16 protein-coding genes are annotated in these 14247 nt (G+C 38.9%); 12 read left to right on the top strand and 4 right to left on the bottom strand.

What is annotated here, in order from left to right; all coding sequences use genetic code 11:
* Nucleotides 1-8: 8 nt before the first annotated feature.
* The 5 genes from HCU67_RS12510 to HCU67_RS12490 all read left to right on the top strand — a co-directional run bounded on the left by HCU67_RS12510 (nt 9) and on the right by HCU67_RS12490 (nt 4042).
* Nucleotides 9-746 carry an SDR family NAD(P)-dependent oxidoreductase gene (locus HCU67_RS12510; RefSeq protein ID WP_168552947.1) on the top strand — a complete coding sequence of 246 codons (738 nt, stop codon included), beginning with the start codon at nt 9-11 and terminating at the stop codon, nt 744-746.
* Nucleotides 747-753: 7 nt separating this feature from the next.
* A complete protein-coding gene (locus HCU67_RS12505; RefSeq protein WP_168552946.1) occupies nt 754-1218 on the top strand; it encodes a MaoC family dehydratase in 465 nt (154 codons plus the stop codon).
* Nucleotides 1219-1299: 81 nt separating this feature from the next.
* Entirely contained in the window at nt 1300-3117 is a 1818-nt protein-coding gene (locus HCU67_RS12500; protein WP_168552945.1) for an AMP-dependent synthetase/ligase, read from the top strand.
* A 9-nt stretch (nt 3118-3126) separates the two neighbouring features.
* On the top strand, nt 3127-3585 hold the full coding sequence (locus HCU67_RS12495) for a DUF4442 domain-containing protein (protein WP_168552944.1): 459 nt from the start codon (nt 3127-3129) through the stop codon (nt 3583-3585).
* Nucleotides 3586-3715: 130 nt separating this feature from the next.
* Nucleotides 3716-4042, top strand: coding sequence for a YegP family protein (locus HCU67_RS12490; protein ID WP_168552943.1), 327 nt, complete (start codon nt 3716-3718; stop codon nt 4040-4042).
* Nucleotides 4043-4139: 97 nt separating this feature from the next.
* Here HCU67_RS12490 and HCU67_RS12485 read toward each other — a convergent pair whose 3' ends face one another.
* Nucleotides 4140-4631, bottom strand: a complete 492-nt coding sequence (locus HCU67_RS12485) for a hypothetical protein (RefSeq protein ID WP_168552942.1) — start codon at nt 4629-4631, stop codon at nt 4140-4142.
* A gap of 120 nt (nt 4632-4751) precedes the next feature.
* On the opposite strand from HCU67_RS12485, the gene HCU67_RS12480 reads away from it, so the two are divergent.
* The gene (locus tag HCU67_RS12480; protein WP_168552941.1) at nt 4752-5549 is read left to right on the top strand and encodes a TIGR00266 family protein; all 798 of its coding nucleotides are present in this window, start codon (nt 4752-4754) and stop codon (nt 5547-5549) included.
* 59 nt (nt 5550-5608) lie between these two features.
* Nucleotides 5609-6262: a DUF2461 domain-containing protein gene (locus HCU67_RS12475; protein WP_168552940.1), complete on the top strand. Its 654-nt coding sequence runs from the start codon at nt 5609-5611 to the stop codon at nt 6260-6262.
* A gap of 2 nt (nt 6263-6264) precedes the next feature.
* Here the strand turns inward: HCU67_RS12475 and HCU67_RS12470 are convergent, their stop codons facing one another.
* The gene (locus tag HCU67_RS12470) at nt 6265-7833 is read right to left on the bottom strand and encodes a M81 family metallopeptidase (protein ID WP_168552939.1); all 1569 of its coding nucleotides are present in this window, start codon (nt 7831-7833) and stop codon (nt 6265-6267) included.
* Nucleotides 7834-7941: 108 nt separating this feature from the next.
* Here HCU67_RS12470 and nudK point away from each other — a divergent pair, with 108 nt between their 5' ends.
* Nucleotides 7942-8532 (top strand): GDP-mannose pyrophosphatase NudK, encoded by a 591-nt coding sequence (gene nudK / locus HCU67_RS12465; protein ID WP_168552938.1) that lies wholly within the window; start codon nt 7942-7944, stop codon nt 8530-8532.
* Here nudK and HCU67_RS12460 read toward each other — a convergent pair.
* Complete coding sequence (locus HCU67_RS12460; RefSeq protein ID WP_168552937.1) at nt 8526-9827, bottom strand: D-alanyl-D-alanine carboxypeptidase; 1302 nt, start codon at nt 9825-9827, stop codon at nt 8526-8528. The genes nudK and HCU67_RS12460 overlap by 7 nt on opposite strands.
* Before the next feature lie 109 nt (nt 9828-9936).
* On the opposite strand from HCU67_RS12460, the gene HCU67_RS12455 reads away from it, so the two are divergent.
* Together HCU67_RS12455 and HCU67_RS12450 are read left to right on the top strand one after the other, a co-directional pair.
* Nucleotides 9937-10134: a hypothetical protein gene (locus HCU67_RS12455; protein ID WP_168552936.1), complete on the top strand. Its 198-nt coding sequence runs from the start codon at nt 9937-9939 to the stop codon at nt 10132-10134.
* Nucleotides 10135-10207: 73 nt separating this feature from the next.
* Nucleotides 10208-10591: a hypothetical protein gene (locus HCU67_RS12450; protein WP_168552935.1), complete on the top strand. Its 384-nt coding sequence runs from the start codon at nt 10208-10210 to the stop codon at nt 10589-10591.
* Here the strand turns inward: HCU67_RS12450 and HCU67_RS12445 are convergent.
* Nucleotides 10588-11529: a LysR substrate-binding domain-containing protein gene (locus tag HCU67_RS12445; RefSeq protein WP_168552934.1), complete on the bottom strand. Its 942-nt coding sequence runs from the start codon at nt 11527-11529 to the stop codon at nt 10588-10590. The two genes, HCU67_RS12450 and HCU67_RS12445, sit on opposite strands and share 4 nt — an antisense overlap.
* A gap of 147 nt (nt 11530-11676) precedes the next feature.
* Between HCU67_RS12445 and HCU67_RS12440 the strand changes: the two genes are divergently transcribed.
* Together HCU67_RS12440 and HCU67_RS12435 are read left to right on the top strand one after the other, a co-directional pair.
* Complete coding sequence (locus HCU67_RS12440) at nt 11677-13506, top strand: sigma 54-interacting transcriptional regulator (RefSeq protein WP_168552933.1); 1830 nt, start codon at nt 11677-11679, stop codon at nt 13504-13506.
* Nucleotides 13507-13679: 173 nt separating this feature from the next.
* Nucleotides 13680-14231 carry an OsmC family protein gene (locus HCU67_RS12435; RefSeq protein WP_210423703.1) on the top strand — a complete coding sequence of 184 codons (552 nt, stop codon included), beginning with the start codon at nt 13680-13682 and terminating at the stop codon, nt 14229-14231.
* Nucleotides 14232-14247 lie beyond the last annotated feature (16 nt).

Below are 14247 nucleotides of genomic sequence, written 5' to 3'. Positions count from 1 at the left end.
ACTAGAATATGAGATTAAAAGATAAAGTGGCCATCGTTACAGGTGGTTCAAGAGGAATAGGCCAAGCAATTTCAGAATTGTTCGCCAAAGAAGGGGCAACCGTAATAATCGTTGATTTATTACCACAAGGTGAAACTGTGGCCAATGGTATTAATGCAACAGGAGGTAAAGCAGAATTTCATTCAATTTCGGTCACGGATAAGGCCGCAATTGAAGGCTTATTTGAACAAGTCAATTCCAATTATGGTAAAATTGACATTCTCATAAACAATGCAGGAATCACCCGTGATCGGACATTGGAAAAAATGAGTGAGGAGGAGTGGGATGCCGTAATAGAAGTAAACCTAAAGGGTGTCTTTATTTGTACACAAGCTGTTGCTCCCTACATGAAGGCCAACGGTTATGGCCGAATTGTAAGTGCAGCATCGAATGTTGGTCTACGCGGTAATTTTGGCCAAACCAACTATGCTGCCACCAAAGCAGGTGTAATAGCCATGAGTAAAACCTGGACTGTAGAACTCGGTAAATATGGTATTACTGCCAATGCGATTGCACCAGGGTTTACCATGACCGATATGGTGAAAAAAATTCCCCAAGAACATTTTGAAGCAATCGAAAAAAGCATTCCGTTGAGAACGGTGGCACAGCCAATTGACATTGCATATGGTTATTTGTATCTGGCTTCAGAGGAATCCCGTTTCGTTTCGGGTATTTGTTTGACCATTGATGGTGGAACTTCAAGATAGAACAGCTATGGCTAAACTAGAATTGACAAACTTTGAAGAATTCAAAACCTGGCAGGGCAAGGCATTACCCGAGGGTGATTGGATGGTTGTTACCCAAGAAATGATCAATGATTTCGCAAAGGCCACACAAGATTTTCAGTGGATTCATGTTGACGTTGAGAGGGCAGAAAAATATTCCCCATTTAAAAAACCTGTCGCCCACGGATTTTTATCGCTTTCATTGCTTTCAAAATTATTAGGTGATTTGATTAGGGTGAAGACGGCCCAAATGGGTGTGAATTATGGTATGAACAAGGTTCGATTTCCAAATCCTGTTTTGGTGGGTAGTCGACTGCGACTTACCGGAAGTATTTCCGACATGGAGGGCTATGGAGATACCGGACTTAAAATCACTTGGAATTGTGCTGTAGAGATAGAAAATTCCGACAAACCTGCATGTGTTGCAGAGTTTATTAGTTTAATGTTCGAGTAACCCTAAGGTTTCAAGGTAGTTTCAGGGAAACTTAGTGTACAATTTTGTATTTTAAGGGATTAACTGAAATTAACTACAAGAATGACTCGACTATTTGACTTGCTTTATCATCAGCAAGAGAAATTTCCCCTAGAAAATGCATTAAACTCAAGAGATTCAAAAAACGAGTGGCAATCCTTTAGTACAAATCAAATCGTTGAAATGGCTGAACAAGCTGCTTCAGGATTATTGAACCTAGGATTGAAAAAAGGCGATAAAATTGCCTTGGTGGCCTATAAAAATCGACCAGAGTGGTTGATAATGGACTTTGCCATTCAAATGGCCGGAATGATAAGTGTGCCATTATATCCAACTATCAGCGTTGGGGAATACGAGTATATTCTTAATGAAGCAGAAGTCAAGGCTGCCTTTTGTGGCGCTTTGGATTTGGTCGATAAGTTATCCGCGACGCAGAAGAAGGTGAAGTCCCTCAAACATATTTATGTCTTTGACGAAGAAACCAAAGGCGAATATTGGACATCCATTTTTGACGAGTCTAAGCTAGATGAGGTTGAGGCCATAAAAAAAGAAATCAAGACCGAAGATTTGGCCACGATTATTTATACTTCGGGTACTACTGGTAATCCAAAGGGCGTAATGTTGAGCCATTCCAATATCATGCATGTGGTAAAGGAAACATCTCCTCATTTAACTGCAAAAGCTGGCGAGAATGTATTGAGTTTTCTTCCGTTGTGTCACATTTTTGAACGTGCTGTAGCCGTCGTTTATATCTATATGGGTGCTTGTGTTTATTTCGTGGGTACAGACAATTTGAGTGGACCTGACGGTGATTTACAAGCGGTAAAACCCGTAACGTTCTCATCAGTACCCAGACTTTTGGAAAAGGTGTATGAAGCCATTTATAATAAGGGATTGGCCTTGGAAGGAACAAAAAAGAAACTGTTCTTCTGGGCATTGGATATGACCGATGACTATAAAATAAATCAAAAGCTTTCCTTTGGAAAAGGACTGAAATGGAAAATTGCTGATAAGCTGATTTTTAGTAAATGGCGCGAAGCTTTAGGTGGAAATGTGCGTGCTATAATTACTGGAGCAGCTCCTTGCCCGGTCAAAATCATCCAAGTCTTTTGTGCAGCTGGTATCCCGATTCGCGAAGGTTATGGACTAACGGAAACTTCACCAACACTTACCATCAATACCATGGAAAAAGACGGGGTGGTTTTAGGAACGACAGGACCGATTATAAAAGGCGTGGATATTCATATTGATACTGAGGGCGATTATCAAGAAGGAGAAGGTGAAATTCTTGCGCATGGACCAAACGTAATGATGGGATACTATAAAAAACCTGAAGCTACTGCAGCTGTTTTCACTGAAATTGATGGTAAAAAATGGTTCCGAACTGGCGATATTGGAAAAATTGTGGAAGGGGAAAATGGCCGAAAATTTTTGAAGATTACCGACCGTAAAAAAGAGCTTTTAAAGACTTCTGGGGGGAAATATGTTGCCCCAGCTCCAATAGAAAATAAGATGAAGGAAGACTTCTTAATTGAACAAATGATGGTGGTAGGTGATAAACAGAAGTTTGTTACCGCATTGATTGTTCCAGCAGAAGAAGCATTAAAGAATTGGTGTGAAGAATCAGAAATGAATTGGGATGGACTAGAGCGTATGGTCAAGGACGAAAATGTTCTCAAAAAATATCAAGAGGTCATAGATGCGTACAATCCACAATTCAGTCATATTGAACAAGTAAAAAAGTTTGCACTCGTTCCACAGCAATGGTTACCTATACATGAAGATGGGAGTGATTCAGAATTGACACCAACACTTAAATTGAAAAGAAGGGTAATCCGCAAGAAATTTGCAAAAGAAATTGCTGATCTTTACGCGGAATAATTGCAGCATATGAAACCCCCTTCAACGTTCAAGGTGAATCTTTTTACCTTTTTTAAATTACCATCTGCATGGTGGTGTGGCGTTCGATTGAAATATATGGACGAGAAAAAAGCCGTGGCTACAGTTAAACATCGTTGGTTCAATCAAAATCCGTTCAATTCAATGTTTTGGGCAGTTCAGGGGATGGCCGCCGAATTTACAACGGGTATTATGGTCTCAACGGCAATTGCCAATAGCGGACGTAAGATTTCGATGCTGGTGCAAAATAATAATGCCAATTTTTCGAAAAAAGCTACAGGCCGAATCACCTTTTCATGTGAAGATGGGCATTTAATTGCAGATGCCCTTAAAAAAACCATTGAGACAGGTGAAGGGCAGACCATTTGGATGAAATCAATTGGGGTGAACGCTGACAATGTGGTTGTTTCAACCTTCAATTTTGAGTGGACTGTGCGATTAAAGGAATAGAAATGTGACTTTTTTCAAAAATAGGTTCTAACTAATAGAAGGCAATATTTTATTGACTTCGCATAAATCTTTTGAAATTTTGGTAATTTCACAATGTTATTCAATAAACCGATTAAAAATTCATAACTAGATGGGAAAATTTGAGATTAAATCCACCGAATCAGGAAAAACAATGTTCAACCTTAAAGCGGGTAACGGACAGGTTATTTTGACAAGCCAATCATACGCTAGCATGGATGGCTGCAAAAACGGAATCGAATCGGTTCGAAAAAATTCACAGGACGATGGGCAATTTGAGCGCAAAACTGCTAAAGATGGTAGTCCATTCTTCACTTTAAATGCCACTAATGGTCAAGTAATTGGAAAGAGTGAAATGTATTCTTCTACAGATGCCATGGAAAATGGAATCGCTTCTGTAAAGAAAAATGCTCCAGACGCAGAGATTACAGAGGCCTAGGAGTCGTTTTAACAATATGAAAGGCGACCTTATGGTCGCCTTTTTTCTTTTCATAATCAGCTCTTAAAGCTGATATGATGGATGAAAGTATTTGTGATTAGTCTCCTTCGCTTAACGAAAAGCTTCCATCACCTCTAAAATTGGTAACTTCGATTGTTACTGTCCAGATTCCAGATGTACCTGCTGAAGTAACACCATCAATACTATCTGGCTCAGCACCCCCTTGAATACTCCTGTCCAATACAATTGTTTCTTCTGCATCCCGAACAATAATTCTAAAACTTCCATCTGAAGTTGCCGTGATATCAGCATTATAGTCAGCAGTTCTAAGGTTATTGTTCCAACTAAAAATTCGTGTTGCAGACGCTCCATTACCTGTGAAACTGGCGTCAATGTCACCATTGAAATCTGAACGGTCTCCAACCACAAAACCAGAGGGTTCAGTAGAAATTGTAGTGCCGTTAACCCGTAATGTGATTGAGGAAACGTCTTCCTCATTGCTACAAGCTGTAATCGATAACATAGCAATAACCAGAGCTAAAAATTGTAAGAGTATTGTAGCTTTTGCAGTTCTTGATTTAAAACTCATTTTCCGTGCGGTTTTGGTTTCAATATTTAACAATTATAACAAGCTAAACCCTACTTTATTTTTAGATGTAACAAATTATAGATTTTAGCAACCAATAAATGAACTCACAAAAATCAAAAAATGAACGCACACGAAATTGACTATGAAATCTTTGGGGAAGAAATGCAATACGTAGAGATTGAGCTCGACCCCCAAGAGGCTGTTGTGGCTGAGGCCGGCAGTTTTATGATGATGGATACCGATATCAAAATGGATACCATATTTGGAGATGGTTCCAACCAAGAATCTGGGGTCTTGGGAAAAATCTTTTCTGCGGGTAAACGTATATTAACAGGGGAGAGCCTATTTATGACGGCTTTCTTAAATGTCGGGCAAGGTAAAAAGCAAGTAAGCTTCGCTTCACCTTATCCCGGAAAAATATTACCAATTGACCTCTCTGAGGTAGGGGGTAAGTTCGTTTGTCAAAAAGACGCTTTCTTATGTGCTGCCAAAGGTGTCACTGTTGGGATAGAGTTTTCCAAACGATTGGGGCGCGGCCTATTTGGTGGAGAAGGTTTTATAATGCAAAAACTCGAAGGTGATGGTATGGCCTTTGTTCATGCTGGTGGTACTATGGCCAAAAAGACCTTGGCCCCAGGTGAAGTATTGAAGGTAGATACTGGTTGCATTGTTGGTTTCACCAAAGATGTTGATTATAATATTGAATTTGTAGGCGGTATCAAGAATACGGTCTTCGGTGGTGAAGGACTCTTTTTTGCTACACTTCGAGGCCCAGGCACAGTTTATGTGCAATCGCTACCCTTCAGCAGATTGGCAGGTCGGGTTTTGGCTGCCGTACCAAGGGGAGGAAAAGATAAAGGTGAGGGTAGTATTCTAGGAACTCTTGGTGATATAGCAATGGGTGACAGAGGTTTTTAAAGAATGCTGACAAATCGTATTTTTATCATTCCCGCTTTAGCGGGAATTTTTTGTTTCAAATGGATTTTAAAAACCTAATTTCTTTTCTTAAGGCACTTCAACAAAACAATCAGAAAGAATGGATGGATGCCAACCGTAAATGGTATCACGAGGTCCGAAATGATTTTGTTCTTTGGTTGGATAAAATGAATGCGCAGTTAGCTTCGATGGATGATGAATACTACGATACCCCAGGTAAGAAGGGCATTAATCGAATCAATAACAACCTAATGTTCCATCCAAACAAGCCCATTTACAAAGACCACTTTGGTGCTGGTTTGGATAAGCGCCCCAACACAGGCGACTTTTATGTTGAAATTGGAATTGAGAGGTCCATGTTCGCCGGGGGGTTATGGCGACCTGACCCTAAAACCTTACGTAGCATACGTGAAGCCATTGATTATGATGGCGAAGACCTTAAGAAAATTTTGAACAAAAAATCCTTTAAGGAGCGTTTTGGTGGTTTGTATGAAGATGAAAAATTAAAAATGGCCCCAAAGGGATTTTCAAACGACCATACCCATATCGATTTACTTCGAAATAAAACTTTTGCCGTAGCTATGGAATTTTCAAGTGAACGGGTGCATAAAGAGGACTATGAACAGTTTCTTATTGACTGCTATTTTGAAATGCTTCCGTTTAGAAGGTATTTGAACAAGGCGATTACTGTTTGAACTTATTCATTTGAGAGTGGAATAAGTCGTGCGCTCAAATCAGGATTTTCCATTTGCGCATCCAGGGGAAACATTGGTCTTTTAATGTTTTCATGACCCAAACGTTCTAAATCTTGGTCTACACCCCCAGGGGTCAAGGCCATTGTCCATCCGCCCCGAATATCGTACAACTCGGGTACCAAATATCCGATTTTAACTATCAGAATGTCCGTAGTTCTTGGATTTAAATTTAAATTTGTAAAATCACGTTCATGGTGATAGGGTTTACGTTTTTTGGTCACGATAACACTAACGCTACCAACTTTCACTACCACTTCTACTTCTGCATCTCGGTCACCTTTCTTGATTGCTGTTACCTTACCATCCAATTCAATTGGGGGAGAGTAGCGATCATCAACAGAAGCTCCAACCTTTGCCTTAACATTTCCTCCAACACCGGCTTTTAAGGCCTCTTCGATAAGCTCTGGCCCTGGAATGGAAGCATAAATCAAAGCGGGTCCATCTTCACTTTTAAATTCACCCCTTCCTAGAATTTCCCTAAGGGTCCATGTTACATCTCCGGCACCACCCGCGGTTGGGTTGTCGCCCATATCACTAATGATATATGGTTTGTTTTCACTTTGAAGGGCGAGTCTAAGACTCTCGTTAAAAGTTGTGGTGGGTGCAACAAAATCAAATTGGTGGCGAACATCCCAAAAGTGCTTGGCGAGTTTTTCAGCACCTTGGGTAACCTGTTCTTTATCGTCTCCGTAGGCCATGACCACTGCGTGGTTTCGGGGCTCATCGGCCCAAGCATATCCTACCCATATCGCGGCATCAATTACCCCGTCTAGTGATTCTACTGAAGGTATTTTAGCATAGAGGTTTTTGCCAGGTTCTATTCGTGTACTTGTTTTTTCTCCTGGCAAGAGAATAGGTACAGGTATCCAAGCTTTGTATTTTGGTTTTCCTTTTCCGCTTTCCAAACGATTTAAAAGATTGGTTATTGAACGCGCTTTTGATTCTAAGGCATCTTCATGTGGTGCAAGTCTATAACACGTAATCAAATCACTTTGATGCGCCAATTCCTTAGAAACATTGCCATGTAAATCCATTGATGTCGAAATAAGAATATCAGGTCCGACAACTTCTCTAATACGTTTTATCAAATCACCTTCGGCATCAAGAAGACCTTCAACACTCATAGCGCCATGAATATCGAACCAAAGCCCATCGTAGGGGCCATTCTCTTTAAGCATGGCCAATGTTTTTGAAACCATCGATTCATAGGCCTCTTTGGTCACAACACCTCCTGGTAGTGCTTTCCCTAAAAAAGTTGGAATCCATTCAGCTCGATTTCGAATTTCTGCATCTTCGGCAAAAAATGGATAACGACTGAATATTGAATCACCGACCCTTGCATGAAATGCTTCTTCTTGGGTTCTTGCCGGGGAAAAGGTGCTCGATTCAATTCCTAATCCTGCAATCGCGATTCGGGGTTTTTCTTCAGCTGAAGAATTATTCAATTTCGATTTATCCTTACAGGAACAGAGCGTTGCGAATAGTAGTACAAGGGTTAGAAGTTTATTCATTTTTAAGGTCTTAGATGGATGTAATGTTATAAACTTAAGAATTTAAAAGGTATTGATTCCAGACCTAACTATGACATCGATTAACTTTACAAATCAAATCAGAATATTTTGGCAAACGAGCATATTCGCAATATCAAAAAGGAACTTTTATCGGATAATTGGTATACCTTAAACAAGTACTCTTTTGAATACCAAAAACAAGACGGTAGTTGGGAGGAGCAACATCGAGAAGCATATGACAGGGGAAATGGCGCTGGAATTTTGCTTTATAACAAGGAAAAGGAAACCGTAATTCTTACCAGACAGTTTCGCATGCCGACTTATGTCAATGGCAACAAAGATGGTATGATGATTGAAGTTTGTGCAGGATTGTTGGATGGAGATAACCCTGAAGATTGTATTCGCAAAGAGACCGAAGAAGAGACAGGGTACAAGATAAATAACGTTGAACGTGTTTTTGAGACGTATATGTCACCGGGTTCGGTAACAGAAATCCTTTACTTATTTATTGGTGCTTATGAAGATAAGATGAAGGTAGGTGAAGGTGGTGGAGCTGACAATGAGACCGAGAATATCGAAGTCCTTGAGATACCGTTCAAAAAAGCCATTCGAATGATTGAATCAAATGAAATCAATGATGCCAAAACAATCTTGTTAATGCAGTGGGCGCAAATCAACAATTTATTTGAAAATCAATAGCTCAAGTGAATCGTCTGAAGTAAGCGATACATTTCGGTTCGAATTGCTGAAGACTTTCTTCTCGAGTTATTGCTCATTAGGCTAAAAATTAGGACTTTGCCCTGTTGGGTTTTTAAATAACCGCTCAAGTTGTAGATATTGCCCATTGAACCTGATTTGGCATATATAAAATAGTTTTCTTCAGTAGTTGGCTTTTGTACCGTACCCTCCGCATTCCAAGCAGGAAAAAGATGGAAAAGGCGTTCTTCTCTGATATCTTCCCTCAACATATTTAATACGGTAACAAAAGATTCGGGTGTAAATAAATTATACCGAGAAAGCCCGGAACCATCTACCCATCTTGGTTGCTGTTTAAGACCTTGTAAATGATTTTCCAAGATAAAATCCCTTGTCTTGGTAAAACTCAAGGTGTCGGAGAGCATTGACGAGTTAACGAGCATCAATTGCTCCGCCGTAAAGTTGTCACTTTCCCATAGCATTTGTTTATAAATCGAATCCGTAGGCATTCCATGTAGCACCTGGTTTCGTGATAGTGCTTTTTTTGAGACCACAACCTCGTTATCCAAAATATCCTGCAGTAGCTTCGCCATAAGTTCTGAATCTGTAAGGAAAGGTATCTGTAAGGTGTCTTTCAAATTATTGGGTACAAAGAAGTAATTGGAATGTTGTTTTCTAATTGGTAGACTATCAGAAATTGAAAACTTAGATTCAAAAAAACTGGGTGACACTAGTAAAGAATCATTTTTATACACTTGCACGACATTTCTATGAATAGGGAAAGCAGTTATTTCAGGTGAAAAATAATAGGGATAGTCCTCCCAGGCCCATCCAGGCATAAATTTATCTCCAACATAATTGTTGGTTATCAACGCAATTTTCGAGTAATTTTTTAGAAAATTGAAGGCAGTGCTGTCACCGAAGTTTGGATTTAAAAATGTCGGGTCACCTGTAGGTTGTACAAACAAAGTACTATCGGATAAATGGTACTTTAAGGTAGGAATTCGTGCTTTTTGAAGCTTAATCCCTGCATAAAATGTAAATATTTTCACGTTACTGGCTGGGATAAAATACTTACGGTGATTATGACCGATTAAGGTATCTTGGTTAATAGGATTTACCACCAACAAACCATTGAACTGTTCATTTCCGCGTTCCAAATAGTCGAATAAACTTGGGTCAAGAGCATTTGTCGTGAATGTAGACTTACAACTTGCAAGTACTAACGCAAAAAATAAGAACCGTATAGTTTTAATGCTAAAATTTTGAAAAAGAGCAGGTTGCGTCTTACTTTTCATCGAGTTTAACATCTCTTTATCCAATTTTTAACGCCTTAAGAAATCATCTTACCACAATTATAAGTAAATTAGGACTAAACAAGTTAACCTAAACAATATAATTGACATTATGGCGCGAGCAATGCTTGAGTACACAAAAACTATTCTACAAAAAGTTAGTTTTGATGCGAGATTATTCGCTAAAGAAGTGAAAAAAGCGGTCTCAAGGTTATTACCTGAAGAGATTGAAGAACTTAAAATCTGGTTGACCCAATTCATTTATGATAAACCAGAATTAAAACAAAGCTTAGTCTATTTAAAAGCCTAATTAAAATCCCACCCTCGCGGTGGGATTTTTTATGCGCAACCTTCTATCTTATTATTCGTCCTTATATAAAAAGATGAAAAAAGTCTTCCTTTTAATTTTCATTTCAATAGTGGTGAATTCTTGCACTGAAGATGGGGATACTTTACTTACTGATGGGGTTAACGGAAAATGGCAGTTGGAGGCAACGAAAATTAGTCCCGGCAGCTTGGTTTTGGAATGGACCGAAATTGAAAATGGAGAAGTTTATTGGTTCAGTTCAGAAGGTACTTACCAAAAAATAAAAGGTGAAATCACAGATAGTGGTCAATTTAACTACAATGGACAGTTTCTAACCTTAGATTCAGAAGCCATCGGAAATGAGGTCCGATTCTATGTAAGTTTCGAAGGTGAAAAAATGATATTGGCTTTCTTCGGTTGTATTGAAGAATGTTCTTATCGTTACCGAAGAATTAGCTAATTCTTATTCAAAGGACTGATTATTTTTACATCTTGAAATGCAATTGCACCGCGTACTACACTTGCAATCACCTCTTTTAAGGCCTCAATAATTTGAATCTTAAGCTCACTTTTGTGATAAATTAAACTTATTTCACGAGCAGGAGAAGGAGCTTTAAAATGACGGAGATTTTGTTTTTTGCTTTCGTCAAGTTCCAATGTATTTAGAAATGGTAATAAGGTCATGCCCAGCCCTTCATTGGATAAATTGACCAAAGTCTCAAAACTTCCACTTTCAATTTGAAAATTATCTCCTGTATTACCACCAACACTCTTGCATAAATTGATTACACCATCACGAAAACAATGACCATCTTGTAATAAGAGCACATCGTCAATTTCTAAGTCTTCGGTACCAAGCTCCGTCTGATTGGCCAATCGGTGTGTTTTTGGAACATAACCTACAAAGGGTTCATAATATAATGGACGTTCTTTTAAAAATTCGATTTCCAATGGGGTAGCCGCTATTCCTGCATCTAAATGTCCATCCTGAAGATTTCGAATCATCTCGTCGGTATTTTGTTCCCTTATCGTCAAATTAACTTTCGGATATCGATTCAAAAAATTTTGTAAAAACATTGGTAATAGGGTGGGCATAACAGTTGGGATAATACCCAAGCTAAAATCACCTCCAATAAAGCCTTTTTGTTGGTCTACAATATCTTTTATCCGCTCTGCTTCAGCAACAATATTTTTTGCTTGAGCCACGATTTTTTTCCCAACTTCTGTTATCGAAATAGGTTTTTTGCCTCGGTCAAAAATTAATACATCAAGTTCGTCTTCGAGCTTTTGAACCTGCATGGACAATGTCGGTTGGGTCACAAAACTTTTCTCCGCCGCAAGGGTGAAATTTCTATGCTCCGCTACGGCCAAAACATATTGTAGTTGGGTAATTGTCATTTAATCGAAATTGAAAATCAAAGATAAGAATTGTATCGATAAAAATTATGAAAAATTAAATCATCATTTGAAATCCTTATTATATAATTTTTATATTTAATTTCTCGTGATAGCTTTTCACCGATGGAGAAAAATGTAGTACAAAGCATGGTAAAGTTCTTGAAAGGGGTCCCCTTTTTCTCAAAGGTAGAGGGGTCGTCCTTAGAAGTGCTATGCCAAGACCTTGTTGTAGAATACTATGAAAAAGGTGATTGTATTATTAAAAAAGACACGGTTGGTGACGCAATGTTCATTATTAAGGCTGGATTAGTTAAGGTTCATGACGCCAATCATCAATACAGCAACCTCGGACCTAACGATTGTTTCGGAGAATATGCCCTTATTGATAATGAACCCAGGTCTGCATCGGTAACTGCATTGGAAGAATGTGAGCTTTATAAATTGGAATCGAAGCGTTTTGTAAAATTAATCGGCAACGATTTTGGATTTATTAAAGGTGTTCTCTCGGTCTTAATTAAGAGACATAGAGAACTTGATGTAATACAAGAAAACCTTGCAATGTCGAAGTCGGAGTTGGAACGAACCAACGCTAAAATGAGTGGATTGATAAATGGGGCCATGGATATAATTATCATGTTCGATGGTAATTACCGAATATTATTGGCCAATCCAGCGGCATTGAAGGTTTTAGAAAATACCGATGTAATTCAAAGGAACGTGTTGTTTTTCTTTAATGAGCCAAGTGCTACAATTCTTGAAGATTTGATAAGCTCCAATAAAAAAGGAGAATCGAAGGGTATCAACACCATGATTCCCAGTAAATTGAAAATTATTGGTTCAGAAGGAACTGAGACCACCACTGAGGGTACCATAAGCAATACTGGATCTGATGCGCATAGGTTTTACACTTTGATTCTGAGAAATTTGGAACGTAGATTGGAGAATGAAAAGAAAATCTCTGAGCTTACCAACCAAACGAAATATCTTGAGTCTGAAATAAGTGAATTGACCAATACCTATGGCATAGTTGCCGAAGATCGTACCATGAAGAAGGTTCTGGGAGCTATTCAACAAGTAGCCATAACTGATGCAACGGTTCTTATTCAGGGAGAAACGGGTACTGGAAAAGAGTTGGTTGCAAGGGCCATTCATGAAGCGAGTCATAGAAATGAAAAACCCCTCATTCGTATCAATTGTGGTGCTATTCCGGCTAATCTAATCGAAAGCGAACTTTTTGGCCATGAGAAAGGGGCATTTACCGGTGCTACCGTCAGTAGAAAAGGTAGATTTCTTTTGGCTGACAAAGGAACTATCTTTTTAGATGAGATAGGTGAGCTTCCGCTAGAACTTCAGCCAAAACTACTTCGTGTCATTCAAGAGGGTGAGTTCGACCCTTTAGGAAGCTCAGCAACCATTAAAGTTGATGTTAGAATAATCGCTGCGACCCATCGGGACTTATTGAAAAAATCCAAGGAAGGCAATTTTCGCGAAGATTTGTATTATCGTTTAAATGTATTTCCAATAGCGGTTCCCCCATTAAGAAAAAGAGGCAATGATGTTATTCTAATTGCAAATAAAATGCTTGAGCATTTTGGCAAGAAACTTGGTAAAACCATTTCCTTACTTGAAGATAACGCTGTAGAAAGCTTCAAATCCTACAATTGGCCAGGTAATGTACGTGAGCTCCAAAATCTTATTGAACGCGCTGTAATCGTTTCGAAAAACGGTAAAATTGATTGGAAGCTAATTATCCCACAATCCAACAATCAATCTGTTGAAACAACCCTTACGGATGCCACGGAGGTAATTTTGACCTCAGATGAGCTTGTTGCATTGGAACGTGAAAATATCAGTAAGGCCTTAAAAAAATGTAATTGGCGTGTTTCGGGCCCCAATGGCGCTGCACTTCTTCTCAATATCCCGCCAACAACTTTGAGTTCAAAAATTAAGGCGTTCGGCATAACCCGCCCTATTTAATATCACGAAATATCGTAATTAAATAACGAAAATTCGTAAAAAAACGAAATATCGTTATTTTTAATTTTCTTCAAAATTTACTTATATATCAGGTAATCAGATATTTAAATGTTTTGGCACGACAAGTGCATACTATTGATCGAGTTTATTTATCAATTTAAATTTTAATAGAAATGATTACAACTGAAAACATTAAAAACGGAGTAAACGTAGGTCAATTAGTGGACACAATTGAAGCGGTTCAAGGAAATCCTGAATTGGCAAAATTTGAATTTCGAACCAAAACAAATTGGTTAACAGGTGGGCATTGTGTGTCTAGTGCTAAAAGCTTTTATGGGGTTTGTCAAGAGGATACTACAAGACAAGAAACATTTACCATGGAGGCGGATCACCCCAATGTTCTATTGGGTGAGGATAAAGCAGCTACGCCAGCTGAAATCGTATTACACGCATTGGGATCTTGTCTAACTGGAGCTATGGTATACCATGCTGCTGCCAACGGAATTGATATTCAAGGAGCAGAGGCTAGCCTAAAGGGTGGCGCTGATTTGCATGGATTCCTAGGATTGGATCCAGAGGTTAGAAAAGGTTTTGATGGAATTACTGTAAAGTTCAAGGTGAAGTCCGATGCTTCTGAAGAGCAATTGCGCAATCTGGCCCAGTTTTCACCGGTCTTTGACATGTTGAGCAATCCAACACCAGTAAAGATCGAATTTGAAAAATAAAAGAAGCGGGGCCGAG

Source organism: Croceivirga thetidis, from assembly GCF_012272815.1.
Classification (GTDB): Bacteria; Bacteroidota; Bacteroidia; order Flavobacteriales; family Flavobacteriaceae; genus Croceivirga; species Croceivirga thetidis.
Note: the sequence above shows the minus strand (reverse complement) of the source record. Positions and strands in the feature narration are given on the sequence as shown.